The 24,852-nt window shown below is 72.5% G+C and carries 23 protein-coding genes; 10 read left to right on the top strand and 13 right to left on the bottom strand.

Annotated features, from left to right (window positions below; translation table 11 throughout):
• Positions 1 to 208: 208 nt before the first annotated feature.
• Positions 209 to 601 (top strand): SCO5389 family protein, encoded by a 393-nt coding sequence (locus tag MOV08_RS14525; protein ID WP_039632745.1) that lies wholly within the window; start codon positions 209 to 211, stop codon positions 599 to 601.
• Between the two features lie 130 nt (positions 602 to 731).
• Here the strand turns inward: MOV08_RS14525 and MOV08_RS14520 are convergent, their stop codons facing one another.
• Positions 732 to 1,781, bottom strand: coding sequence for an LLM class flavin-dependent oxidoreductase (locus MOV08_RS14520; RefSeq protein ID WP_039632744.1), 1,050 nt, complete (start codon positions 1,779 to 1,781; stop codon positions 732 to 734).
• Between the two features lie 260 nt (positions 1,782 to 2,041).
• Here MOV08_RS14520 and MOV08_RS14515 point away from each other — a divergent pair, with 260 nt between their 5' ends.
• The gene (locus MOV08_RS14515; protein ID WP_275307701.1) at positions 2,042 to 2,374 is read left to right on the top strand and encodes an ATP/GTP-binding protein; all 333 of its coding nucleotides are present in this window, start codon (positions 2,042 to 2,044) and stop codon (positions 2,372 to 2,374) included.
• Positions 2,375 to 2,379: 5 nt separating this feature from the next.
• On the opposite strand, the gene MOV08_RS14510 is transcribed toward MOV08_RS14515, so the two are convergent.
• The 7 genes from MOV08_RS14510 to mce form a co-directional block, all read right to left on the bottom strand.
• Entirely contained in the window at positions 2,380 to 3,654 is a 1,275-nt protein-coding gene (locus tag MOV08_RS14510; RefSeq protein ID WP_275307700.1) for an ABC transporter permease, read from the bottom strand.
• Complete coding sequence (locus MOV08_RS14505; protein WP_275307699.1) at positions 3,651 to 4,955, bottom strand: ABC transporter ATP-binding protein; 1,305 nt, start codon at positions 4,953 to 4,955, stop codon at positions 3,651 to 3,653. Before MOV08_RS14505 ends, MOV08_RS14510 begins: the two co-directional genes overlap by 4 nt.
• 128 nt (positions 4,956 to 5,083) lie before the next feature.
• Positions 5,084 to 5,857: an ABC transporter permease gene (locus MOV08_RS14500; RefSeq protein WP_039632740.1), complete on the bottom strand. Its 774-nt coding sequence runs from the start codon at positions 5,855 to 5,857 to the stop codon at positions 5,084 to 5,086.
• 3 nt (positions 5,858 to 5,860) lie between these two features.
• Positions 5,861 to 6,898, bottom strand: coding sequence for an ABC transporter ATP-binding protein (locus MOV08_RS14495; protein WP_275307698.1), 1,038 nt, complete (start codon positions 6,896 to 6,898; stop codon positions 5,861 to 5,863).
• A 159-nt stretch (positions 6,899 to 7,057) separates the two neighbouring features.
• Positions 7,058 to 7,996, bottom strand: coding sequence for a coiled-coil domain-containing protein (locus tag MOV08_RS14490; RefSeq protein ID WP_039632736.1), 939 nt, complete (start codon positions 7,994 to 7,996; stop codon positions 7,058 to 7,060).
• A 114-nt stretch (positions 7,997 to 8,110) separates the two neighbouring features.
• Positions 8,111 to 12,562: a polarized growth protein Scy gene (scy, locus tag MOV08_RS14485; protein WP_275307697.1), complete on the bottom strand. Its 4,452-nt coding sequence runs from the start codon at positions 12,560 to 12,562 to the stop codon at positions 8,111 to 8,113.
• A gap of 208 nt (positions 12,563 to 12,770) precedes the next feature.
• The gene (gene mce / locus MOV08_RS14480) at positions 12,771 to 13,211 is read right to left on the bottom strand and encodes a methylmalonyl-CoA epimerase (protein ID WP_275307696.1); all 441 of its coding nucleotides are present in this window, start codon (positions 13,209 to 13,211) and stop codon (positions 12,771 to 12,773) included.
• A gap of 137 nt (positions 13,212 to 13,348) precedes the next feature.
• Here mce and MOV08_RS14475 point away from each other — a divergent pair, with 137 nt between their 5' ends.
• Positions 13,349 to 14,551 (top strand): acetyl-CoA C-acetyltransferase, encoded by a 1,203-nt coding sequence (locus tag MOV08_RS14475; protein WP_039632730.1) that lies wholly within the window; start codon positions 13,349 to 13,351, stop codon positions 14,549 to 14,551.
• 87 nt (positions 14,552 to 14,638) lie between these two features.
• A complete protein-coding gene (gene meaB, locus MOV08_RS14470) occupies positions 14,639 to 15,598 on the top strand; it encodes a methylmalonyl Co-A mutase-associated GTPase MeaB (protein ID WP_039632725.1) in 960 nt (319 codons plus the stop codon).
• A 109-nt stretch (positions 15,599 to 15,707) separates the two neighbouring features.
• Here meaB and MOV08_RS14465 read toward each other — a convergent pair whose 3' ends face one another.
• The 4 genes from MOV08_RS14465 to MOV08_RS14450 form a co-directional block, all read right to left on the bottom strand.
• Positions 15,708 to 16,184 (bottom strand): MarR family winged helix-turn-helix transcriptional regulator, encoded by a 477-nt coding sequence (locus MOV08_RS14465; RefSeq protein ID WP_039632723.1) that lies wholly within the window; start codon positions 16,182 to 16,184, stop codon positions 15,708 to 15,710.
• 117 nt (positions 16,185 to 16,301) lie between these two features.
• Positions 16,302 to 17,075 (bottom strand): AIM24 family protein, encoded by a 774-nt coding sequence (locus MOV08_RS14460; protein WP_039632721.1) that lies wholly within the window; start codon positions 17,073 to 17,075, stop codon positions 16,302 to 16,304.
• Positions 17,072 to 17,755, bottom strand: a complete 684-nt coding sequence (locus tag MOV08_RS14455; protein WP_275307695.1) for an AIM24 family protein — start codon at positions 17,753 to 17,755, stop codon at positions 17,072 to 17,074. Before MOV08_RS14455 ends, MOV08_RS14460 begins: the two co-directional genes overlap by 4 nt.
• Positions 17,755 to 18,393, bottom strand: coding sequence for an AIM24 family protein (locus tag MOV08_RS14450; RefSeq protein WP_039632717.1), 639 nt, complete (start codon positions 18,391 to 18,393; stop codon positions 17,755 to 17,757). The genes MOV08_RS14455 and MOV08_RS14450 overlap by 1 nt, the downstream gene beginning before the upstream one ends.
• Before the next feature lie 250 nt (positions 18,394 to 18,643).
• On the opposite strand from MOV08_RS14450, the gene MOV08_RS14445 reads away from it, so the two are divergent.
• Together MOV08_RS14445 and MOV08_RS14440 are read left to right on the top strand one after the other, a co-directional pair.
• On the top strand, positions 18,644 to 18,994 hold the full coding sequence (locus tag MOV08_RS14445; protein WP_039632715.1) for a DUF3817 domain-containing protein: 351 nt from the start codon (positions 18,644 to 18,646) through the stop codon (positions 18,992 to 18,994).
• Complete coding sequence (locus tag MOV08_RS14440; RefSeq protein ID WP_039632713.1) at positions 18,991 to 19,299, top strand: MTH1187 family thiamine-binding protein; 309 nt, start codon at positions 18,991 to 18,993, stop codon at positions 19,297 to 19,299. The genes MOV08_RS14445 and MOV08_RS14440 overlap by 4 nt, the downstream gene beginning before the upstream one ends.
• Before the next feature lie 12 nt (positions 19,300 to 19,311).
• Here the strand turns inward: MOV08_RS14440 and MOV08_RS14435 are convergent, their stop codons facing one another.
• Positions 19,312 to 20,301: an ArsR/SmtB family transcription factor gene (locus MOV08_RS14435; RefSeq protein ID WP_275307694.1), complete on the bottom strand. Its 990-nt coding sequence runs from the start codon at positions 20,299 to 20,301 to the stop codon at positions 19,312 to 19,314.
• Positions 20,302 to 20,380: 79 nt separating this feature from the next.
• Between MOV08_RS14435 and MOV08_RS14430 the strand changes: the two genes are divergently transcribed.
• From MOV08_RS14430 to MOV08_RS14415, 4 genes are all read left to right on the top strand, one after another.
• Positions 20,381 to 21,730, top strand: a complete 1,350-nt coding sequence (locus MOV08_RS14430; protein ID WP_275307693.1) for an MFS transporter — start codon at positions 20,381 to 20,383, stop codon at positions 21,728 to 21,730.
• Positions 21,731 to 21,786: 56 nt separating this feature from the next.
• Entirely contained in the window at positions 21,787 to 22,296 is a 510-nt protein-coding gene (locus tag MOV08_RS14425) for a MarR family winged helix-turn-helix transcriptional regulator (RefSeq protein WP_039632708.1), read from the top strand.
• A 191-nt stretch (positions 22,297 to 22,487) separates the two neighbouring features.
• On the top strand, positions 22,488 to 22,820 hold the full coding sequence (locus tag MOV08_RS14420) for a DUF3817 domain-containing protein (protein WP_039632705.1): 333 nt from the start codon (positions 22,488 to 22,490) through the stop codon (positions 22,818 to 22,820).
• A 247-nt stretch (positions 22,821 to 23,067) separates the two neighbouring features.
• Positions 23,068 to 24,768: a coenzyme B12-dependent isobutyryl-CoA mutase large subunit gene (locus tag MOV08_RS14415; RefSeq protein WP_039632703.1), complete on the top strand. Its 1,701-nt coding sequence runs from the start codon at positions 23,068 to 23,070 to the stop codon at positions 24,766 to 24,768.
• Positions 24,769 to 24,852: the final 84 nt, after the last annotated feature.

Here is a 24,852-nt window from a genome sequence, read left to right as displayed (position 1 = left end):
CCCGCACCGGGGTCTCTTTACGGCGGAAACCCCCGCACCCCCGGCGTCCGCGCATGGCCGGTTGTATGTGCAATCTCCTGGTGCGGGCCCCTTGCGCGGCATACCGTTGACGCGGGGGGTCGCGGGGCGAACACGCTCTGTCGCGAATTCCCCTTGTCTCATCCATGAGGCCCCGTCGGTCCCGGCGGGGCCGCGAGAGGAGAACCTCATGTCGCTCGACGTCTCACCGGCCCTCCTCGAACAGGCCGAGCGAGGCGAGGTCGACGAAGCCGCGTTTGTCGACTGCGTCCGGACTTCCCTGCCCTACGCATGGGGGATGATCAGCTCTCTGGTGGACCGGCTGAAGGCGGACGGCGGAGAGTTCGCCGACAACCAGACGCCGCCGCCGGACGAGCAGGCGCGCGGCCAGCTGCTCCGCGCACTCGCGAGCAACGCCATCCGCGACTCGTTGGAGCGTCACTTCGGTGTGCGCCTCGCCTTTCAGAACTGCCACCGGGTCGCGGTCTTCCCGCTCGACCCGGCTGTCGACGAGCGGCTGGCCCGCTTCACCTCCATCCGCGGCCAGTTGCTGAACCAGTCGCCCGAACTCCGCGACTGCTGACCGGAGTTGCTGCCGCTGAGCCAGTTGGCCGGAGAACCCTCCGGGGCTTGCGCACCGGCGGCAGCACCACCGATCAGCCGTGCCCCGTGCCGCAGGGGCCCTCTTGGACCCCGCCGCCGCCCCGGCGGGGTCACGCCAGTTGCGGCAGCACCTCCGCGCCCAGCCGCCGGACGTTCTCCTCGGTGGCGGCCAGATCCCCGGAGCCCTCCACCAGCAGCGCGAACCGCCGGATGCCGGTGCGCTCCGACGTCGCCGCCAGCCGGTCCGCGCACAACTCCGGGGAGCCGACCGGATGCAGCGCGCACAGCAACTCCGTGTACGCCAGCGGGTCGCGCATCGACCGGTACCGGCCGTCGACCGTCACATGCGCCCCCAGCCCCTGCCGCAGCCAGCCGGGCATCGCCTTCGTCAGCGTCTCCACCGCGGCCTGACGGTCGTCCGCCACCTGCACCACGCCCGCCGAGACGTGCTCCGCGGCAGCCACCTCGGAGGGGTCCCGGCCGGCCTCCAGCGCCGCCGACCGCCACAGCGCGACCATCTCCGCCTTCTCCTCGTCGCCGCAGTGCATGCCCAGCAGCATCGGCAGTCCGCGCGTGGCGGCCAGCCGCACCGACGACGGGGAGGTGCACGCCACCACCACCGGGGGCCCGGCCGTCAGCCCGTCCGGATCGTCCGGGTCGGTCAGCGCCTCGGACGACCGCGGCACCACCGCCACTTCGCGGAAGGAATAGCGCTCGCCCTGCGCACCCACCCGGGGCTCGCGCAGCCACCGCAGCAGCAGATCCAGCGACTCGGGGAAACCGTGGTCGTACGCGGCCAGTCCGGAGCCGAAGACCTCCAGATCCACCCAGGGACCGCCCCGGCCGACGCCGAGCGTGAACCGGCCCTCCGACGTCAGGTGCAGCAGCGCCGCCTGCTCGCCGAGCGCCACCGGATGCTGGGTCGGCAGCACGCTCACCGCCGTCCCGACCCCGATCCGGCTCGTCCGTCCCAGCAGCAGTGCCGCCAGCGTCGCCGCCTGCGGACAGACCCCGTAGGGGACGAAGTGATGTTCGGCGAGCCAGACTTCGTGGAGTCCGGCCTGCTCCGCTACCTCAGTGGAACGCACCGCTCGGTGCAGTGCTTCCCCCTGTCCCTGACCGGGGAACTGGGCGCCCAGGATGAAAGCCCCTACGCGCATCGCTCTCTGCCTCCTTGCAGCCGACGCGACCCCCCCTCACCCGGCAACAACGTGCGACACGTGCCCAGGGCACGGCCTGACGCGAAATTTCCAGATCATCGCAGAAACGTGACGGCGGGCTTTTGCCCCTGACCGCGCCGCGTACGCTGGTGACAGCCCTCCCCCGAACTCTCGACGCCTCTCCCGTGCTCCGCTTCGTTCGAGCGGGGGACCCCGTGAGCAGGGGGAACCCCGCCCCCGTCGACCTGCCGAGGTGTGCTGTGTCTCCGCGCCGAAACCGCCAACGCGGTGCGAACCCCCCGGACCGTGCAGCCCGCGCGGACCACGCGGGGGTCGGCCGCTACGGTCTGGAAACCACCGAGGAGTGGCGCGGCGAGGACTGGGTGGTCCGGCCGGTCGGCGCCTCCGGCGCGGCCAAGCACTACCGCTGCCCCGGCTGCGACCAGGAGATCCCGCCCGGCGTCCCGCACGTCGTCACCTGGCCCCGGCACGGCGACGTCGACGACCGCCGGCACTGGCACAAAGCCTGCTGGAACGCACGGAACCGCCGGAGCGCACGGCTCCAGCGGTCCCGGAACGCGCCCCGGTACTGAGGCCGTTACACGTCGCGCCGCTCCTGGACGGCAAAGGCGGCGGCCAGGGCGACGGCGGCGACGCCGGTCAGGATCCACAGCGGGGTCCAGCCCTCGGGGCCGCCGTCGGTGCCGAGGAACGGAATGCCGTACAGCGTCGCCAGGGAATTGGGGACCGAGTAGGTGATCAGGCCCTTGGCGAGCCATTGCAGGCTCGACGCGCCGAGCATGAAGACCGCGAGCAGCATCGGCAGCAGGACGACCCCGAACATGGCGCTGATGGCGCCGGCGGAGTGCCGCAGCAGGGAGCCCACCGCCATGGCCAGCAGGCCGAGCATCGAGACGTACAGTCCGGCGCCCACCGTGCACCGCAGCCATTCGCTGATCGTCGGCTCCCGGCCGCCCACCATCCCGGCCATGGCAAGCGACACGACCGTGGTGGCGAGGGTCGTGATCACAAAGGCGAGCAGGAAGAAGACGATCGACTTCGCGGCGAGCACCCGCGCCCGGCTGGGGCAGACGGTCATGGTGGTCCGGATCAACCCCGTCCCGTACTCGGAGGAGATCACCAGGACGCCGAGCGGGATGATGCACAGGGTGCCCAGCATGACGCTGAAGAAGCCGAAGCCGATGCGGGGGCTGACGGTGTGGCCCGACATGGCGGTGGCGGTGAGCAGCCCGATGCCGACGATCAGCACGACCATCACGCCCAGCGTCCATATCGTCGAGCGCACCGAACGGATCTTGGTCCACTCGGCGGCCAGCGCATGGCCCAGGTGGGTCGGGCGGACCGGGATCGGCGAGACGTAACCGACGTTGCCCGCCTGCCAGTTGGCGCCGACCGGCTGCTGCTGCGGCGGCTGCGGGGCCGGTGCCTGCGGTGCCTGCGGCGACTGTTGGGGCAGCTGGGGCTGGGCCTGCGGGGGCGCGGGAACGGTCAGCATCATCGTGCCGCCCTCCTTGCCCTGCGCACCCGGCCCGTGCGCCGCGAGCGGCCGCGGCTCGGGGTGGCCACCGGCCGGCGGCTGCGCCTGGAGCATCATCGTGCCGGCCTCCTTGACGGGGGCCGGTTGGGGCTGAGGTTGGGTCTGGGTCTGGGCCTGGGCCTGGAGCAGCATCGTCCCCGGCTCCGCGGCGGGTGCCGGGGGCGAGGCCGGCGGCATCGGTCCGGCGGTGGGCGCGGGCACGGGGGCGGACGGGGGAGGAGTCGCCGGCTCGGGGGCGGAGGGCGGCATCGGCTGCGCACCGGTGCCCGGCGCACCGGGCTGCGGCTGGGGCTGCGGCTGCTGAGGGCTGGTCATCGGACGTCCTGGGTGTGCGGCGTGGGCTGGTCGGCGGATCGGGGTCCCCCCTGCTCGAACGGAGTTGAGAGCTCGGGGGCGGCGGGCGGCATGGGCGGCTGCTGCCCGTACGGGTGGGGTGCGCCATACGGAGCGGGTCCCCCGTACGGGTGGCCCTGCTGCGGGGGCACCGGCCCGCCGGGCACCGGGGCGGCCGGGGCGTACGGGGCCTGCTGGGCGTAGGGGGCCTGCTGGGCGTACGGGTTCGGCGGCGGCGCGGCCACCCCCGGCGGCACCTGGCCCGGCAGTGGGGGTGCCCCCTGCTGCCCCGGCGCGTACCCCTGGGGGGCGGCACCCTGCGGCGGGTACCCGGCGGGCGCCGCCTGGAGACCGGACCGCTGGTCGGCCGTCGAGCGGTAGTCGACGACCCCCTGCGTCATCCGCATGTACGCCTCCTCCAGCGACGCCTGGTGCGGCGACAGCTCCCACAGCCGGATGTCGGCCGCGTGCGCGAGATCGCTGATCCGGGGCAGCGGCAGCCCGGTCACCCGCAGCGCGCCGTCCTCCTCCGGCACCGCCTGGCCGCCCGCCTCCGCGACGGCCGCGGTCAGCTTCTCGCGCTGCTCCGGCGCACCGTCCGGCGTCCGCACCCGCGCGAAGTCCGCGGAGTTGGCCGAGATGAAGTCCTTGACGGGCATGTCCGCGAGCAACTGGCCCCGGCCGATCACGATCAGGTGCTCGGCGGTCAGCGCCATCTCGCTCATCAGGTGCGAGGAGACGAAGACCGTACGGCCCTCGGCCGCCAGCTGCTTCATGAGGTTCCGCACCCACAGGATGCCCTCGGGGTCCAGGCCGTTGACCGGCTCGTCGAAGAGCAGCACCTGCGGATCGCCGAGCAGCGCCGCCGCGATCCCCAGCCGCTGGCCCATCCCCAGTGAGAACCCGCCGGACCGGCGCTGGGCGACGTCCTGCAGGCCGACCACCCCCAGCACCTCGTCGACCCGCCGGGCCGGGATGCCGGACAGCTGCGCCAGCGACAGCAGGTGCGCCCGCGCGCTGCGTCCGCCGTGCACCGCCTTGGCGTCCAGCAGCGCACCCACCTGCCGCGCCGCGTTGGGCGTCTGCCGGAACGGGCGACCCCCGATCGTGGCGTGGCCGGACGTCGGGGCGTCGAGGCCCAGGATCATCCGCATGGTCGTCGACTTGCCGGAGCCGTTGGGCCCCAGGAAGCCGGTGACGGTGCCCGGACGCACCTGGAACGACAGGTTGTGCACGGCCGTCTTCGGCCCGTAGCGCTTGGTCAGGCCGACTGCCTCGATCATTCTCCGCCCCTCGCGAGATGGTCGGGGCAGAGGCGCCCTCGTGCCCCCGTGAGGGTTATGAGGCTATCGGGACGTTGACGGTTCCCGCCAAAACGGAGCAGCGGGCGCCGGCGGAGCGGCCCCTGCGCTCAGGCGTCCCGCCGGTTCAACAGCACATAGCCGACGACCAGCGCCGCCACCGTCCACCCCACCATGATCGCGAAACCGCCCCACGGCCCGTACGGCGTCGCGTCGTTGACCGGCGTGACCACCTGCATGATCCGCGAACCGGCCTGGTCCGGGAGATAGCGGCCGACCTTCTGCGTCGCCGAGACGTTGCCCAGGATGCTGGACACCAGGAAGAAGAACGGCATCAGGATGCCCAGCGACAGCATCGGGCTGCGCAGCATCGTCGCCACCGCCATCGAGAACAGCGCCATCATCGCCATGTACAGCCCGCCGCCGATCACCGCCCGCAGCACCCCCGGATCGCCGAGGTGTGCCCGGTGCTCGCCCAGCGCCGTCTGCCCCGCGAAGAACGTCGCGAAGCTGGTCGCCAGACCGACCACGAAGACCAGCGCGGTCGCCACCGCCAGCTTGCAGAAGAGGAACACCCCGCGCTGCGGCACCGCCGCCAGCGACGAACGGATCATCCCGGTGCTGTACTCGTTCGAGACCACCAGCACCCCGAAGACGATCATCGCCAGCTGGCCCAGGCCCATCCCCGCGAAGCTGATGTTGGTGGCGTCGAAGGAGAGCTGCCGCTGTTCCGGCATCGAGTCGAAGTCCTTCCGGACCAGCGTGCAGATCAGCACGCCCGTCACGAGGGTCACCACCGCCGCGGTGCCCAGCGTCCACACCGTCGACCGCACCGACCGGATCTTCGTCCACTCCGACCGCAGGACCTGCCCGACGACCGCCATCCGTCAGCTCCTCTTCCTCTGCCACTGCCGATCCGTGCCCCAACCGTCCGGCGCCGGCCCGCGCGACATCGCACCCTGGGGGACCGCCGACCGCACCGGCCCCCCGCCGCCCTGCACCGCCGGCGGCGGCCCGCCGCCGTTGCGCGCGTGGTACTCCACGACACCGGCCGTCAACTGCATGAACGCCTCTTCCAACGACGCCTGCTGAGGACTCAACTCGTGCAGTACCAGCCGTTCGGCGGCGGCCAGTTCGCCCAGCCGCTCCGCCGGCACCCCGTCGACCTCCAGCGCACCGGCCTCACCGGCGTACACCCGCATCCCCTCCCGGTACAGCATGGTCAGCAGCCGCTCCCGCTCCGGGGAGCGCACCCGCACATACGACCGGGAGTTCTGCTCGATGAACTCCGCCATCGACGTGTCCGCCAACAGCCGGCCCTGCCCGATCACCACCAGGTGCTCCGCGGTCAGCGCCATCTCGCTCATCAGATGGGACGAGACGAAGACCGTCCGCCCCTGGGCCGCGAGGTTCTTCATCAGATTGCGTATCCAGTGGATGCCCTCGGGGTCCAGGCCGTTGACCGGCTCGTCGAAGAGCAGCACCCGCGGATTGCCCAGCAGCGCCGCCGCGATGCCCAACCGCTGACCCATCCCCAGCGAGAAGCCCTTCGACCGCTTCCCCGCCACCGACGCCAACCCGACGAGGTCCAGCACCTCGGCGACCCGGGCCCGCGGGATGCCGTTGCTCTGCGCCAGACACAGCAGATGGTTGGCGGCGCTGCGACCGCCGTGCATCGCCTTGGCGTCCAGCAGCGCTCCCACATACGTCAGCGGGTTCTTCAGCTGCCGGTAGCGCTTGCCGTCGATCCGGACCGTGCCGGCCGTCGGATTGTCCAGACCGAGCATCATCCGCATGGTGGTGGACTTCCCCGCACCATTGGGGCCGAGGAAGCCGGTGACGATCCCCGGCCGCACGGTGAACGTCAGATGGTCCACCGCGACCGTGTCCCCGTAGTGCTTCGTCAGCCCTCTGAGCTCGATCATGTACAGCACGCTAGGGGCGCCCCGAGGCCCCCGCCACCGGGGCGCGCCGCCCGGAGGACCACCGCCCCACCCCCGGGTACGACCGTGCCCCCGCACCACCACACAGGCGGCACGGGGGCACCAACGGACCACGGGAGGAACCCTCCCGGCGCGTCGGCCTCAGCGGGTCTGCTGCGCGGGCACGCCCCGGGTGACGGACTCCTCGTCGCCGGGCACGCCGGCGGCGGCCACCGCCGCACCGGTCAGCGTCGCCAGCATCTCGCGGACGTTGGTCAGCTGCGCGTTGATCGAGTCGCGGCGGTTGGTGAGCGCCGCCAGCTCGCGCTCGGATTCGCTGCGGATCCGGTCGGCCTTGGCGTTGGCGTCCGCCACGATGTCCTCGGCCTGGCGCTGCGCGGTCTCCACCGTCTGGCGGGCCCGGCGCTCCGCGTCCGTCCGCAGCTTCTCCGCCTCCAGGCGCAGCTGCTCGGCGCGGTGCTCGATCTCCGCCAGTCGCTTCTCCGCCTTGGCCTGACGCGAGGCCAGGTCGCGCTCGGACTGCTCGCGGCGCTTGGCGAGGTTGGTCTCGAAGTCCGCTGCGGCCTGCGCCGCCTTGGCGCGGGTCTCCTCGAAGAGGGCGTCCGCCTCCTCCCGCTTGGACTGGGCGTCCTTCTGCGCCTCGGCACGCAGGGTGGCCGCCTCGCCCTTGGCCTTCTCGACGATCCGGGCACCCTCGTCCTCGGCCTTGGCCTTGCGCTCGACCGCGAAGGACTCGGCGTCGTTGCGCACCTGCTGGGCGGCGGACTCGGCCAGCTCGCGGTGCTGCTCGGCGGCCCGCCGGGCCTCCTCGCGCAGCTCCTTGGCCTCCTCCTCCGCGAGGCGGAGGATCTTCTCCACGCGCGCCCCGAGACCCGCGTAGGAAGGTTCGGCGTCGGTGACCTGAGCCTGGGCGTTCTGCGTCTCGAGGTGCAGCTCCTCGATGCGCTTCTCCAGCGAGGTGATACGGGCCAGCGCGCTGTCGCGGTCCGCGACGAGTTTCGTAATGCGGTCATCCACCTGACCGCGGTCGTACCCACGCCGCACGAGCTCGAAGCCGAAGGGGGAGGAAGTGTCGCTCATGGGGTTCCTGTCGAAAGAGACCGGTGAGGTGATAAGGAGAATCCTAGGGGTCTTAACGGCGTGTCATCGAGTCATTGCGCGTTTGAAGTGGAGAATGACCCCTCATTTGAGTGGCTACCCTTCAGACGGCTTGCCACTCGAACGAGTTGTCCCGGCCCCCGCGGCGGCCTTCACCGCCCCGCCCCCCTTGCCGTCCCCGCCCTGTGTGGGCACCTCGAACGACTCCAGCGCCTCCAGCACGTCCTGGACGCGGGAGATTTCGGTGTTGATGTCCTCCCGGCGACGGACCAGCACCTCCAGCTCGTGCTTGCCCTCCGCGACGATCCGGGCGGCCTCCTCCTTCGCCTCGGCCCGCATCTTCTCCGCGTCGCGCACCGCGGCGGACTTCTTGTTCTCGGCCTCCTTGATCAGGCCCTCGGCCTTCTTCACCGCGGCGATCCGGACCTTGCTCGCCTCGCTGTTGGCGTCCGCCATCAGCTTGTCGGCCTTCTCCTCGGCCTCCACCTGCTGCGCGGTGGCCTGCGCGATCAGCTTGTCGACCCGCTCGCCGGCGCTCTTCATCGCCTCCGCCGACTCCCGACGGGCCCGCTCGTGCAGCTCCTCGACCTCGGACTCGACCCGGACCCGCAGCTCCTCCGTGCGCTCCCTTATGGCCGTCGCGTCCCGACGCGCCTCACCGAGCAGCGTGTCCGCGTCCGTACGGGCCTTCTCCACCCGCGCATTGCCGTCGGCCGTGGCCTCCCGGACGATCCGCTCGGCCTCCTTGCGCGCCGCCCCGACCATCGTGTCGGCCTGCTCCTCCGCGCCGGTCGCCGTCTTCAGCGCCTCCTCCTGCGCCTTGGCGATCAGCTGGTCGGCCTGCTCCGCCGCGTCGCCGCGACGCTTGGCGGCGTCCTTGCGGGCCTCGTCCAGCAGCTGGTCCGACTCCTCCAGCGCCTCCGTACGGGTGAGGTCGGCGGCCTCCTCGGCCTCCTCGCGGATCTTCGCGGACTCCGCGCGCGTCCGGCTGGCGTGCTCCTGCGCCGCGGTGACGGTCTCCGCCGCCTCCGCGCGCAGCCGGTCCGCATCCGCGGTCGCCGTCGCGATCATCCGGTCCGCCTGCTCACGGGCATCGGCCCGGGTACGGTCCGCCTCCCGCTCGGCCTCCGCGGAACGCTCCGCCGCCTCCGAGCGCAGCCGCTCCGCCTCGCCGGCCGCCTCCGCCACCAGCTCGTCGGCCTGCGTCGCGGCGTCGCCCCGCGTCTTGTTGGCCGCCGAACGCGCCTCGTCGGCGGTCCGCTCGGCGTCCGCCCGGGCACCCTCCAGCACCTCGGCCGCCTCGGCCCGCAGCCGCTCCGCCGCCTCGGTGGCGTCCGCCACCAGCCGCTGCGCCTGCTGCTCGCCCTCCGCGCGCAGCCGGTCGGCGGCCTCCTGGCCCTCCCGGACCGTGCGGTCCGCGTCGTCCTGCGCCGAAGACGTCAACTCGGTCGCCTCGGTGACGATCCGTTCGGCCTCCGCGCGCGCCTCGGTCAGCAGCCGATCGGTCTGCTCCGCCGCCTCGGACCGCATCCGGTTCGCGTCGTCCCGCGCCTCGGCCCGGGCCCGCGCCGCGTCCTGCTCCGCCGACGCCAGCGCGTCCGACGCGTCGGTGCGCAGCTGCTGCGCCTTCGCCGTGGCGTCCCCGACCAGCTTCTCCGCCTTGGCGGTGGCGTCCGTGACGAGCTTTTCGGCCTCGGTGGTGGCCTCGGTGAGCAGGCGGTCGGCCTGTTCGGCGGCCTCGGTGCGTGCCGTGTTGGCGTTCCGACGTGCCTCGTCGAGGACCTCGGCCGCCTCCGCCCGCAGCTCCTCGGCCTTGGCGGTGGCGTCCGTGACGAGCTTTTCGGCCTCGGTGGTGGCCTCGGTGAGCAGGCGGTCGGCCTGTTCGGCGGCCTCGGTGCGTGCCGTGTTGGCGTCCCGGCGTGCCTCGTCGAGGACCTCGGCCGCCTCCGACCGCAGCCGCTCGCCCTCCTCGATGGCCTCCGAAACCGTGCGCTCGGCAAGGGACTTGGCGGCCTCCGTCGCCTCCTGCGCCTCGCGCCGGACCCGCGCGGCGTCCTCCGACGCCCGCTCCCGCTCCGCGTAGGCGTCCGCGCGGACCCGGTCCGCCTCCTCCTGCGCCTCGGACTTCGTCCGCTCCGCGGCGTGCTCGGCCGCCGAACGCAGCCCGGCGATCTCCTCGTTGGCCTGCTCGCGCAGCCCCGAGACCGCGTCCCGCACCTGCTGCGCGGTCTGCTCGGCCGTCGCCACCAGCTCCGCCGCGCGCCGGTCCGCCTCCTCGACCAGCCGCTCGGCCTCCGCCTGCGCCTCACTGACCCGCGTACGGGCCGACGCCAGCAACTCCTCGCTCTGCTCCCGCGCGGCCGTCCGCTCCTGATGAGCCTCCTCGCGCGCCTCGCCGAGCAGCTGCTCGGCCTCCCGGCGCCGCCGCGCGGCCTCCTCCTGCGCCTCGGCGAGCGCCTCCGCGGCCTCCGTGCCCGTACGCTCCGCGGCGGCCGCCGCCTCCGCACGCACCCGGTCCGCGGTCTCCTGCGCCTCCGCCTTGAGCCGCTCGGCCTCGGCCGCCGCCTCGCTGCGCAGCCGCGCCGCCGCCGCCTCGGCCTCCGACCGGGCCGCCGAAGCGTCCCCGGCCGCCTCCGACCGCAGCCGCTCGGCCTCGTCCTCGGCCTGCTGCTGCAACGACCGACGCCGCTCCGCGGCCTCCGCCTTGAGCCGCGCGGCCTCCTCCTGCGTCTCCCGACGCAGCTGCTCGGCCTCCGCACGCGCCTCCCGCAGCGACTCCTCGGCCGCCGCCAGCTTCTCCTCGGCCTCGCCGCGCAGCCGGTCCCGCTCCGCCTGGGCCTCGGCCCGGCGCTCCTCGGCGGCCTCCTCGGCCTCCGCGCGCAGCTTCGCCGCGCTCTTCTCCGCCTCGCCCGTCAGCTCCTCGGCGGCCTGGGTGCCCTCCAACAGCAGCTGCTCGGCCTCGTTACGGGCCCGCTCCAGCGCCTCCTCGGCCTGCCGTCGCAGCGCGGCCGCCCGCTCGATGGCCTCGGTCCGCACCCGCTCGCTGTCCGCGACCGCACCCGAACGGGTCTCCTCGGCATCGGACTTGGCCTTCGCCAACAGGTCCTCGGCGGTCCCGGCCGCCTCCTCGATCTGCTGGACCGCCTCCCGGCGCGCCTCACCGCGGATCCGCTCGCCCTCGGCGACCGCGTCCGCCCGCAGCTGCTCGGCCTCGCCGCGCAGCCGCCGTGCCTCCTCCTGGAGTTCGGCGGTCTTGGCGCGGTACTCCTTGGTGTCGTTCTTCGCCGCGCCCTTGAGCTGCTCGGCGGTGTCGTGCGCCTGCTCGCGCAGCCGGTCGGCCTCCGCCTCGGCCTCGTGGCGCAGCCGCTCGGCCTCCTCGACGGCGGCCTTCGTGGTGGCCTTGGCGTCCTCGGACGCCTTGGTCAGGATCTCCTCGGCGGCCCGCGCGGCCTTCGCCAGCTGCGCGGCGGAGTCCTCGGCGGCCCGCGACCGCGCCGACTCCTGCGCCTCGGACAGCAGTCGCTCCGACTCGCCCCGGGCGTCCGCCCTCAGCGCCTCGGCCTCGGCCCGCAGCGCCTCGGCCTCCTTGGTCGCCTCCGCGACCAGTCGGGCCACCTCCGCCTTGGCCGTACGGGTGCGCTGCTCGTTCTCCGTCTCGGCCGCCGACAGCCGCTTCGCGGCCGACTGCTGCGCCTCCTCGACGAGCTTCTCCGCCTCGGCGCGCGCCTCGCGCAGCGCCGTATCGGCCTCCTGCACCCGCGCCTCGGCGGACCGCGTCAACTCGGTCGCCTGCCGGCGTGCTTCGTCCGACTCCGCACCGGCGGTCGAACGCAGCTGCTCCGCCTGGTCGGTGGCCTCCTGGGCCTGGCTCGACGCCGCGTTCAGCAGTCGCTCGGCGTCCGTCCGCGCCCGGCGCAGGATGGATTCCGCTTCGGCGCGGGCCTCTTCCGCGGCGGTGCCCAGCCGCTCCCGGGCCCGGTCGGCCAGCCGCTGCGCCTCGGCGCGCGCCGCCGTCAGCGCCTGCTCGGCCTCCGCCCGGGACTCCTCCATCAGCCGACGGGCCTGGGACTCCGTACGGGCCCGCAGCTGTTCCGCCCACGCGACGTTCTCGTTGACGTGCGACTCGACGGTCTGCCGGCGCTCGTTGAGTTCCTCGTCGAGCCGCTGCCGACGGCTGACCGCCTCGGCGTGCAGCTCGGCCTCCATCCGGGCCTGCCGCTCGGCCGACTCCTGGAGCAGCCGTTGGGTCTGCGCGCGTGCCTCGCGCACCTCCCGCTCGGCGTCCGAACGCAGCTGGTCGGCCTGGATCTGCGCGTTGCGCAGCAGCTGTTCGGCCTGGTGGCTGAGGTTGTCGTAGGCAGGCCGGGACGCGAGGTTGCGGCGCGCCTCGTGGAGCTTGGCGCGCAGCACCTCGACCTGGTACCCGAGGTCGTCGGCGTGCTGGACGGCCTTGTCCCGCTCGGTCTTCAGCCGCTCCATCTCGGCTTCGAACTGCGAGAGGTGGTCGACCTCAGCCCACTGACGCTCCTGGCGCTCGTTGCCCCGCACTGCGCGGTCCCATCCGTCCCCTGGTCATGGCGGCGGCCGGCTCCGGCGCTGCAGCGCGGGTTCCGTACACGTCACCGCGTACCGAACTCGCGCCCTTCGGAGCTGACCCTTCCGAAGAAATGGTGTCAGATCATCGGCAGAGTATGGACCGAGCCCCATTCCCGTACCCCGACCGAAGGTGCACTCTACCGGCCGGGGAAGCGGAAGGTCAGTGGTCAGTCGCGTCCGGGGGCGCGGCGGTGACGAGTTCGGTCAGCACACCGTGGCAGTCCTTGGGGTGCAGGAAGGTGATCCGCGACCCCATCGAACCCCGTCGCGGTTGGTCGTAGAGCACCCGGACGCCCTTGCCCCGGATGGCCTCGGAGTCCTCGTCGACGTCGGCCGTGCCGAAGGCGATGTGGTGCACGCCCTCGCCGTTCTTGGCCAGCCACTTGCCCACCGCGGAGTCCTCCCGGGTCGGCTCCAGCAGCTGCAGGTACGAGGCGCCGCCGTCCGACGTCTCGTTGATCTTGAGCATGGCCTCGCGGACCCCCTGCTCCTCGTTGACCTCGGTGTGGAACACCTCGAAGCCATACGTGGCACGGTAGAACTCGACGGTCTTGTCGAGGTCGAAACAGGCGATCCCGATGTGGTCGATTCGCGTCAGCATGGCTCCAGTGCACCGCCCGCACGGCTGGTTACGCAACGTGCGCGCGATCACACCCGCTTGCCGGTGACCCGGCGACTACCCCTCAGTACATTGACGGGAACCCTCGTTAACTTCCCTGCAAAGGAAGGCCGCATCGTATGTCTGCAACGAACGGCACCACCTCGGTCATCGTGGCCGGCGCCCGCACGCCCATGGGCCGGCTCCTCGGCTCACTGCGCACCTTCTCCGGGGCCGACCTGGGCGGGGTGGCCATCAAGGCGGCGCTGGACCGCGCGGGTATCGGCGGCGACCAGGTGCAGTACGTGATCATGGGCCAGGTCCTGCAGGCCGGGGCCGGGCAGATCCCGGCGCGCCAGGCCGCGGTCAAGGCCGGCATCCCGATGAACGTCCCCGCGCTGACCGTCAACAAGGTCTGCCTCTCCGGCCTGGACGCCATCGCCCTGGCCGACCAGCTCATCCGCGCGGGCGAGTTCGACGTCGTCGTCGCCGGCGGCCAGGAGTCCATGACCAACGCCCCGCACCTGCTGCCGAAGTCCCGCGAGGGCTTCAAGTACGGCGCGGTGGAGATGCTCGACGCGATGGCGCACGACGGCCTGACCGACGCCTTCGAGGGCATCGCGATGGGCGAGTCGACCGAGAAGCACAACACCCGTCTGGGCATCGGCCGCGCCGAGCAGGACGAGATCGCCGCGCGCTCCCACCAGCGGGCCGCGGCCGCCCAGAAGAACGGCCTGTTCGAGGCGGAGATCACCCCCGTGGAGATCCCGCAGCGCAAGGGCGAGCCGGTGCTCTTCAGCAAGGACGAGGGCATCCGCGCCGAGACCACCGCGGAGAGCCTCGGCAAGCTGCGGCCGGCCTTCGCCAAGGACGGCACGATCACCGCGGGCACGTCCTCGCAGATCTCCGACGGCGCCGCCGCCGTGGTCGTCATGAGCAAGGCCAAGGCCGAGGAGCTGGGCCTGGAGTGGATCGCCGAGATCGGCGCGCACGGCAACGTCGCCGGCCCGGACAACTCCCTCCAGTCGCAGCCGTCCAACGCCATCAACCACGCGCTCGCCAAGGACGGCCTCGGCGTCGAAGATCTTGACCTGATCGAGATCAACGAGGCGTTCGCGGCGGTCGCCGTGCAGTCAATGAAGGACCTCGGGGTCTCCCCGGAAAAGGTGAATGTCAACGGTGGTGCCATCGCGCTGGGACACCCGATCGGCATGTCCGGCGCCCGTATCGTGCTGCATCTCGCGCTGGAGCTGCGGCGGCGCGGCGGCGGCATCGGTGCCGCGGCCCTGTGCGGGGGCGGCGGCCAGGGCGATGCGCTGATCATCCGCGTACCGGGCAAGTGACGGGCCCGCGCGCCGGCCGGGTGCCGGCGCGCGGCGCGGGAGCAGCGCGTACCAGCCAGTGAGTCGAGGTCGAAGGAGCCGAGCGCGATGGTGGACGTCCCCCAGCTGGTGGAGCAGGCCCGGCAGGGCCGCCCGAGGGCGGTGGCCCGGCTGATCTCCCTCGTCGAGGGAGCGGCGCCGGAGCTGCGCGAGGTGATGGCGACACTGGCGCCGCTGACCGGCGGCGCGTACGTGGTCGGACTCACCGGGTCGCCCGGCGTCGGCAAGTCCACCACGACGTCCGCGCTGGTCACCGCCTACCGCAAGGTCGGCAAACGGGTCGGCGTGCTCGCCGTCGACCCGTCCTCGCCGTTCTCCGGTGGCGCGCTGCTCGGCGACCGGGTCCGGATGAGCGAGCACGCCTCCGACCCCGGCGTCTACATCCGCTCGATGGCCACCCGCGGCCATCTCGGCGGGCTGGCCTGGGCCGCCCCGCAGGCGATCCGGGTGCTGGACGCCGCCGGCTGCGACGTGATCCTGGTGGAGACCGTGGGCGTCGGCCAGTCGGAGGTCGAGATCGCCTCCCAGGCCGACACCAGCGTGGTGCTGCTGGCCCCCGGGATGGGCGACGGTATCCAGGCGGCCAAGGCCGGGATCCTGGAGATCGGCGACGTCTACGTCGTCAACAAGGCGGACCGGGACGGCGCCGACGCCACCGCGCGCGAGCTGAACCACATGCTGGGCCTGGGCGAGTCCCGGGCGCCCGGCGACTGGCGGCCCCCGATCGTCAAGACGGTGGCGGCGCGCGGGGAGGGCATCGACGAGGTCGTCGAGGCCCTGGAGAAGCACCGGGCCTGGATGGAGGAGCGGGGCGTGCTGGCGCGGCGACGGCTGGCGCGGGCGGCCCGCGAGGTCGAGACGATCGCCGTCACCGCGCTGCGCTCCCGGATCGGCGACCTGTCCGGCGACCGCCACCTGGACGCGCTGGCCGAGCGCATCGTCGCCGGCGACACCGATCCCTATCGGGCGGCGGACGAACTGGTGGAGGGGCTGACGAACGGGGCCTAGGGCGCTTCGTGAGCCTCGGGCGTCGGGGCCGCGGTGGCCTCCCGTGCCGCCGGGCCCTGGCGGTGCCGGGGGCCCGCCTGCGGCCCCGGTGGCGGCGCGGTGGTCGGCGTCAGGGGTTGCCGCGGTGCTTGCGCAGGTGCTCCGCCACCGGGGCGAGGGAGGAGCGGAAGGACTCCAGGTCCTCGGCGGCGAACAGGTCGATGAAGTGGCGGCGGACCGAGGCGACGTGGTGCGGGGCGACCCGGCGCATCGTCTCCCAGCCCTCTTCGGTGAGGACGGCGTAGAGTCCACGACGGTCCGACTCGCAGCTTTCGCGGCGCACCAGGCCGGCGTTCTCCATGCGGGTGATCTGGTGCGAGAGGCGGCTCTTGGACTGCAGCGTGCTGGCGGCCAGGTCGCTCATCCGCAGCCGGTGGTCCTCGGCCTCGGAGAGGTTGACCAGGATCTCGTAGTCGTTGTTGGTCAGGCCGAACGGCTGGAGATCGCGCTCCAGTTGGTGCATCAGCAGTCTGCTGACGTCCAGATGGGTGCGCCAGGCACGCTGCTCCTGGTCGGTCAGCCAGGGAGTGTCGCTGTCGGTCGTCATGGATGAATTCTACCCGTGAAAGTTGAATAGTGAATTAGTTGTCCGTGTGACATTGCGGAAGTCGGCCGGGGCCCGCGGTTGGTCAGACGTTCGAGGTCACCGTCCGCAGACTACCGTTCACAGCCCGAAGCGGCGCTGAAGCCCCCCGAGGCCGCCGGGCGACTGCGGCAGTTGTGAGCCACTTTCCACAGTCGGCGCGCCGCCGCCCGGCACGCCCTCCTCCGCCGGCAGCGCACCGGTCGCCCGCTCCGGCATCAACTGCTCCGTGGACTGCAGCAGAACCGTGCCGGCACCGGTGAACTCGAACTGGTGCTCCTCGCCGGAGGCGCCGCCGATGCCGGTGTGGGCACGCAGGCCGCCCAGGAATCCCCGCAGGTACTGATGGTCGTAGTGGTGGCAGGGGGAGGGGCAGTCGGCCCAGCCGACGAGGGCCTGCGGGTCCACCCGGATCGGGGGCTCGACGAACACCACGGGACCGTTGGAAGCGGCCACGAACTTGCCCGTGCCGATGAGCGTGAGGAAGCCCGGGATGATCGATTGCTTCAGCGACAGAGATGGCTGAAACGCGAGCACGTTGCCGGAGCGAATAGTGAGGTTGCCCTCATCCAGATCATAGGAATTGATGTCGAACGACCGGTCAGCGAGGAGCATCTTGCCCCGGCCCTCGGCGACCACCCAGTCCGCTGCGTGCAATGGCGAATGGAAACTTCCGGCGATCAGGCGGTCCAGGCGGCCGTGTCCGATGCCGTGGAAGTCGATCTGCCCGTAGTAGGCGATCATCTTCCCCTTCTGGAGGAACCACTGGCCGTCGAGGTCGACGCTGAAGGCGTACGGATTGACGTTGTCGTCGGAGGGCAACGAGTGGACGTCGTGGACGACGGGACCGTTCACAGCTTCTCCTCCGACGCCTGTACGTAGACGGTGCCCCGGCCGGACAGCTCCAGTTGGAACGCCTCGCCCGAGCCGCGGCCGATCATCTCGCGCCAACCGATGGCGGTGGACAGGCGGTTGCGGACGTCGCCGCGGTGCGCGACATACGCCTGCGGGTCGACGTGGACCGGGCGCTCGGGGGTGATCGGCAGCTCGATGACGCCGCCGTGGGCCATCACCGCGACCGAACCGTGGCCCTGCAGGGTGGTGGTGAACAGGCCCTGGCCGGTGACCTGTCCGCGGACCATGCCCATCACCCCGCCCTGCGCGCCCATGAACATCGTGCCCTGGGACAGCGAACCGTCGAAGGCCAGCAGGCGGTCGGCCTCCACATAGAGCGTGTCGCCGGTCAGATCGACGACCTGGACGTGGTGGCCGCCGTACCCGAACATCACCGTGGCGGTGGGGGTGCCTCCCCGGCCGTGCAGACCTTGGGCGACCTCGACGGTCATCAGGGGCGTCGCCTCGCCGGCGATCCGGCGGCCGATCATGGAGCCGAGGCCGCCCTGACCGCCCTGGATGTTGGGGGTGAAGGTGACCTCGCCGCGGTAGGCGAGCATCGCGCCGCGCTGGCTGAACAGCCGCTGCCCGGGGACGATCCTGGCTTCCACCATGCGGGAGTTGAGGGCCGTGAACGGCATCAGACCTCACCTCCCACGGTGTTGCGCTCGCTGGGCTGCACATAGACCAGCCCCTCGCCCTCGAAGCGGATCTGGAACGCCTCGCCGGAGCCCTCGCCGAGGAACGTGCGGAAGTTCACCCCGGACTGGAAGTGCTGCTTCAGATGGCCGGTGTGCGCGATGTACGCGCCCGGGTCGACCTGGAGGGGGTACTGCTTGGTGACCCGCAGCACCACGGCCGGGCCGTCGGAGGTGAGCGCGGCCTGCCCGTGGCCCTCCACGGTGGTGGTGAACAGGCCGTTGCCCTGCGAGGCGCCGCGCAGCCCGGTGAACGTCGTGCCGGTGTGCAGCGCCGCCTCGGTGCACAGCAGGTTGCTGGCCTCCACGAACAGCTTCTCGCCCTGGAGGCGGACCAGGTTGATCTCGCTGGCGCGGTCGGCGAAATAGCAGGTCCCCTGGCCCTTCACCTCCATCACGGTCATCTGCTCACCCGTCAGCCGCCGGGTGACCATGCCGCGCAGCCCCTCGCCGCCGCCGGTCATCTTCTTGAAGGTCATCCGGCCGTCGTAGGCGACCATCGCGCCGTTCTTCGCCTTGACGGCGTCGCCCGCGAGGTCGACGGCGAGCACCTTGCTCCCTTGGAGCCGAAACTGAGCCACGGGGCAGACGGTAGTGGGCGCAGGGCGGGCAGGACAGGGCCTTTGTCCCGGAGTCGACCCCGGCCTTTCCCCGAGCTCGCCCGGATCGACCCCGTCCGCGCCCCGCTCGCCCGCGGGCAGCGGTCCGCGCGCGCCCGACCGCCCCGGGCGCGGTGATCGCCGGAGCGGCTGTAACAATGGGGCGGATGCTTGTGAACTCTTGCACAAGCAGTGTGACGCCCGCCTCCCCCTCCGCCCGAACGAGGTTCCCGTGGACATCAAGACCGCCGCCGCCCTGCACCGCCTGCGCCTGGCATCCATCCCGGAGGCGCTCTCCTTCCCGGCGCTGCTGATATTCGGCACGGGCTTCCGGATCTTCCTGGGCTACGACAAGCTCGTCATGCCCCTCGGCCTGCTGCACGGCATCCTGTTCACCATCTTCCTGGTGCTGCTCCTGGACGCCTGGAACCGCACCAAGTGGCCCTTCAAGCGGGTCGCGTTCCTCTTCGTCCTCGCGGTCCTGCCGTTCGGCGGCCTGTACGCGGACAAGGTGCTCAAGCGCGAGGAGGAGGCCGGTGTGATCGCCGCCCGCGCCCGCCGGGAAGGTACGGTCAACGCATGATCGTCGCCTTCTCCGTGAGCCCGCTGGGCGTCGGCGAGGACGTCGGCGAGTACGTCGCCGACGCCGTCCGGGTCGTCCGCGAGTCCGGCCTGCCCAACCGCACCGACGCGATGTTCACCTCCGTCGAGGGCGAGTGGGACGAGGTGATGGACGTCGTCAAGCGCGCGGTGGCCGCCGTCGAGGCGCGCGCCGGGCGGGTCTCGCTGGTGCTCAAGGCCGACATCCGGGCGGGCGTCACCGACGGCCTCACCTCGAAGGTGGAGACCGTCGAGCGCTATCTGGCCGGGGACGAACAGGGCTCCTGACGGGCCCGGCCGTCAGCCGCCGGCCATCAGGGCGATGCCCAGCGGCGTCCGCTCGTAGCGCACCTGATGACCGTGCCGGCGCGAGGTCAGCAGCCCGGCGTCGCGCAGCACGGACAGATGCGCCGAGACCGAGGAGACGGCCAGCCCCAGCCGGTGCGCCAGCGCCGAGGTCGTCGCCGGCGCGTCCAGCGCGGTCAGCACCGCGGCCCGGTTGGCGCCCAGCAGGCGCGCCAGCGCCGGGCCGCCGGCCGGCTCCTGCCACAGCCCGCCGATGCCGCGCGCCGGGTAGAGCACCGTCGGCTGCCACGGCGGATCGAAACCGCTGATCACGTCCGGCCACACGAACACGCTCGGCAGCAGCAGCACCCCCCGCCCGTCCAGGTCCTGCATCTGCGCGAAGTCCGTACGGGTGCGGACGGTCAGCGTGCCGTCGTCCGACCAGGACAGCCGCGGGTGCAGATCGGTGAACAGGCGGCGCAGCCCACCGCTCGCCAACTGGTGCGAGCGATAGGCGATCTCGGCCTCCAGCAGCGTCCGCAGCCGGGGCCAGTCGGGCGCCACCAGGGCCTCCCAGGCCCGTTCGGTGACGTCCGCCAGCTCCTGCACCGCCCGCGCCGGGTCCGCCAGCGCCGCCCGGCCGCGCGGCGACCGTGCCGCCCCGGGCGTACAGGCCAGCGACTTGGCCATCTCGGCGCGGGCCAGCGCCGGATCGGTGGCCCGTAGGCGCGCCAGCTCCGCGGCGAAGTCGGCCAGCGGCACCTCCGGCGGCCGGCCCAGGAAATCGGGGGTGTAACCGGGCCGCGACGACGGCATGAACAGCCACACCGGCGACAGGTCCAGCCCCGCCACCCGCTCCCGCATCCGCCGCAGCCACGGCAGGTGGTAGCCGTGCCGGTCGGTGCGCCGCAGGGTCCGCAGCGCCTCATGGGTCTCGCACAGCGGCGAGATCGCGAACCGGATCCGCAGCAGGTCGTCCGCGCCGAAATGCAACTCCAGCGGCATCGCCGGGCCCTCCCCTCACCGACTTTCGGCTGGAGCCGAAACACTACGGTCCGTCCGGCGGCGTCGGCAGCCTGACTCCATGCCGACGCCTTCCGGGCCCGCACGACCGGGCCCCGCTCCCGCCTGTCCGCCCGCCTCCGGCCCGGGCGGCCCGCCCGCCCAGGACGCCGCCGGGCCGACCGGCACGGGTTACCGCGCCGTCTTCGCCGTCCCCGAATTCCGCTTCGTCTTCGCCGCCCACCTGCTCTCCTCCCTGGGCGTGGTGGTCTGCGAGATCGCGCTCTCCGTCCTCGTCTACCGGCTCACCGACTCGCCGCTGCTCAGCGCGCTGACCTTCGCGCTCGGCCTGCTGCCGTACCTCCTCGGCGGGACCCTGCTGTCGGCTGTCGCCGACCGCTACCCGGCCCGGCGGGTGCTGGTCGTCTGCGACGCGGTGTGCGCGCTGGCCGCCGCGGCGATGGTGCTGCCCGGGACGCCGGTGGTCGTCCTGCTCGGGTTGCGCTGCGCGATCGCGGCGGTCGCGCCGGTTTTCGCCGGCACCCGGGCCGGGACGCTCGGCGACATCCTCGGCGAGGGCGAGCCGTTCGTCCTGGGGCGCTCGCTGATCCGGATCGTCAACCAGGGCGCGCAGTTGGCCGGGTTCGCCGCCGGGGGACTGCTGCTGGCCGCCGTCACACCGGGCGCGGTGCTCGGCATCACCGCGGCGACGTTCACCGCCTCGGCGCTGCTGCTGCGGTGGGGTACCGCCGCCCGCCCGGCCCGCGGAGGCCGGGTGACGGCGGGGAGGGCCGGTGGTGGCGCCCTGCTGGGCGCCTCGTGGGCCGGCACCCGGCGACTGCTGGCCGACCGGCCGATCCGGGCGCTGCTGCTGCTCGCCTGGGTGCCGCCGGCGCTGGTGGTCGTCCCGGAGGCGCTGCTGGTCCCGTACGGGGATCTGCTGGGGGTGGGCCCGGCCGGGCAGGGGCTGTTGATGTGCGGAATGCCGGTCGGGGCGGTGGTCGCCGAGACCCTGGCGGGGACGCTCCTGGGGCCGCGCGCCCGGACCCGGCTGACCTTCCCCATGGGGGTGTTCACGGTGCTGCCCTCGCTCGGGTTCGCCGCCCGGCCGTCGCTGGGCTGGGCCCTGGTGCTGCTGGTGCTGACCGGCACCGGCATCTCGTACAACTTCGGCGTGGACCGGTGGTTCGTCGCCGCGGTCCCCGAGGAACAGCTGGGGCAGGCGATGACCGTGATGCAGGCGGGCCGGATGACGATCATGGGGCTGGCGATGGGGCTGGCCGGGGTGGCCGCCGAGTACGCGCCGCTGCCGGTGGTGATGCCGGCCGCGGGGGTGCTGGGGGGCGCGGCCGTGCTGGCGGTGATCGCCGAGGTGCGGCGCTCCGGGGCGCGGACGGCGCGGGCCGACGGGCCGGTGCCGGCCATTCCCTGAGACCGGAAGTTGAGACAGGGCTGACCAGCATATGACCGGCGGGTAGGGTCGGAAGCGTGCCGAAGCCGCTCAGCCTTGCCTTTGACCCCATCGCTCGCGCCGACGAACTCTGGAAGCAGCGATGGGGCTCCGTGCCCTCCATGGCCGCGATCACCTCGATCATGCGGGCCCAGCAGATCCTGCTGTCCGAGGTGGACGCGGTGGTCAAGCCGTACGGACTGACCTTCGCGCGCTACGAGGCGCTGGTGCTGCTGACGTTCTCCAAGGCGGGCGAGCTGCCGATGTCGAAGATCGGCGAGCGTCTGATGGTGCACCCCACCTCGGTGACCAACACCGTGGACCGGCTGGTGAAGTCGGGCCTGGTCGCCAAGCGGCCCAATCCGAACGACGGCCGGGGCACCCTGGCGTCCATCACGGACAAGGGCCGCGAGGTGTGCGACGCGGCCACCCGCGACCTGATGGCGATGGACTTCGGGCTCGGGGCGTACGACGCCGAGGAGTGCGCGGAGATCTTCGCGCTGCTGCGTCCGCTGCGGGTGGCGGCGGCCGACTTCAAGGACGAGTGAGCAGCACGCCGGAGGCGTTCCCCGGAGTGCTCCCGGATGCCTGCGCGAACGCCTTCCTGGGCCTGTTTCGGGCCCGGGGTTGACGCGTTCTGCCAGGTCCGTGGCGTGGTCGTGGGGGCGGTGTGCGGTGGCTCGCCGTGGAACGGGGGGTGGCGAAGATCGCCCCGGAAGGGGCCGTTACGCTCGGGGGCATGAAGCGAAGCGTGCTGACCCGTTACCGGGCGATGGCCTACATCACCGCCGTGATGCTGCTCGTGCTCTGCGCCTGCATGGTTTTCAAGTACGGCTTCGGGATCGGCAAGGACCTGACCCTCGTCGTCGCGCAGGTCCACGGCGTGCTCTACATCATCTACCTGATCTTCGCCTTCGACCTCGGTTCGAAGGCGCGCTGGCCGTTCGGCAAGCTGCTGTGGGTGCTGATCTCCGGGACGATCCCGACCGCCGCGTTCTTCGTGGAGCGCAAGGTGGTCCGCGAGGTCGCGCCGCTGCTGGCGGAGGCCGCGCCGGAGCCGGTCAAGGTCTGACGGCGGCGGCCGGGCCGTCGGGCCCGCGCCTCTTCCGTTGCACGCGCCGCGCCTCTCCCGTTGCGGGAGGGGCGCGTTTGTGCTGTCCGCGGCCGTGTCGTCCGCGGCGTTTCCGCCGCGCGGGTGCCGGGCAGCCCCCCGGTGGGGGAATGCGCGACCCCTAGGGGGTCGCCCCGGCGGGTGTCAGGGAGGGTTCGGGGTCGATTCCCATCGACAGATAGTAGGACGTCCTAGTAAATTCATCGGCATGGACGCTGACGCGATCGAAGAGGGCCGCCGCCGCTGGCAGGCCCGGTACGACACCGCCCGGAAGCGCGACGCCGACTTCACCACGCTCTCCGGCGACCCCGTCGAGCCGGCGTACGGGCCGCGCCCTGGCGACTCGGTCGAGGGGTTCGAGCGGATCGGATGGCCGGGGGAGTACCCCTTCACGCGCGGCCTGTACCCGACCGGCTACCGCGGCCGGACGTGGACGATCCGCCAGTTCGCCGGCTTCGGCAACGCCCAGCAGACCAACGAGCGCTACAAGATGATCCTCAAGGCCGGCGGCGGCGGCCTCTCGGTGGCGTTCGACATGCCGACCCTGATGGGGCGGGACTCCGACGACCCGCGCTCGCTCGGCGAGGTCGGGCACTGCGGTGTCGCCATCGACTCGGCGGCCGACATGGAGGTCCTGTTCAAGGACATCCCGCTCGGCGACGTCACGACGTCCATGACGATCAGCGGGCCCGCCGTGCCGGTCTTCTGCATGTACCTGGTCGCCGCCGAGCGCCAGGGCGTCGATCCGGCGGTGCTCAACGGCACCCTCCAGACCGACATCTTCAAGGAGTACATCGCGCAGAAGGAGTGGCTCTTCCAGCCCGAGCCGCATCTGCGGCTGATCGGTGACCTGATGGAGCACTGCGCGCACGGCATCCCCGCCTACAAGCCGCTGTCAGTCTCCGGCTACCACATCCGGGAGGCCGGCGCGACGGCCGCCCAGGAGCTGGCGTACACCCTCGCCGACGGCTTCGGCTACGTCGAGCTGGGCCTCTCCCGCGGACTGGACGTCGACACCTTCGCGCCCGGCCTGTCGTTCTTCTTCGACGCCCATGTGGACTTCTTCGAGGAGATCGCCAAGTTCCGCGCCGCGCGCCGGATCTGGGCCCGCTGGATGCGCGACGTCTACGGCGCCCGCACCGAGAAGGCGCAGTGGCTGCGGTTCCACACCCAGACCGCAGGCGTCTCGCTCACCGCCCAGCAGCCGTACAACAACGTCGTCCGCACCGCGGTGGAGGCGCTGGCGGCGGTGCTCGGCGGCACCAACTCGCTGCACACCAACGCCCTGGACGAGACCCTGGCGCTGCCCAGCGAGCAGGCCGCGGAGATCGCCCTGCGCACCCAGCAGGTGCTGATGGAGGAGACCGGCGTCGCCAACGTCGCCGACCCGCTGGGCGGTTCCTGGTACATCGAGGCGCTGACCGACCGGATCGAGGCGGACGCCGAGAAGATCTTCGCGCAGATAACGGAGCGCGGGGCGCGGGCGGTGCCGGACGGGCAACACCCGATCGGCCCGATCACCTCCGGCATCCTGCGCGGCATCGAGGACGGCTGGTTCACCGGCGAGATCGCCGAGTCCGCGTTCCGCTACCAGCAGGCCCTGGAGAAGGGTGACAAGAGGGTCGTCGGCGTCAACTGCCACGAGGGCTCCGTCACCGGCGACCTGGAGATCCTGCGGGTCAGCCACGAGGTCGAGCGGGAGCAGGTGCGGGTCCTCGCGGAGCGCAAGACGGCCCGCGACGACGCCCGGGTGCAGGCCGCGCTCAAGGAGCTGCTGGCCGCCGCCCGCAGCGACCGCAACATGATCGAGCCGATGCTGGCCGCGGTCCGCGCGGAGGCGACCCTCGGCGAGATCTGCGGCGCGCTGCGCGACGAGTGGGGGACGTACACCGAGCCGGCCGGCTTCTAGGGCCTGCCGGCACGACGGGAGCGGCCGGTCCCGGGCGGGCGGCCGCGCCGCCGCCCGGGGATCGGGAGCCGGAGCGCTGTCCCC

The organism is Streptomyces yunnanensis, assembly GCF_029011865.1.
Taxonomy (GTDB): domain Bacteria; phylum Actinomycetota; class Actinomycetes; order Streptomycetales; family Streptomycetaceae; genus Streptomyces; species Streptomyces yunnanensis.
The sequence above is the reverse complement of the archived record's forward strand: the minus strand, read 5'-3'. Positions and strand labels throughout refer to the sequence as shown.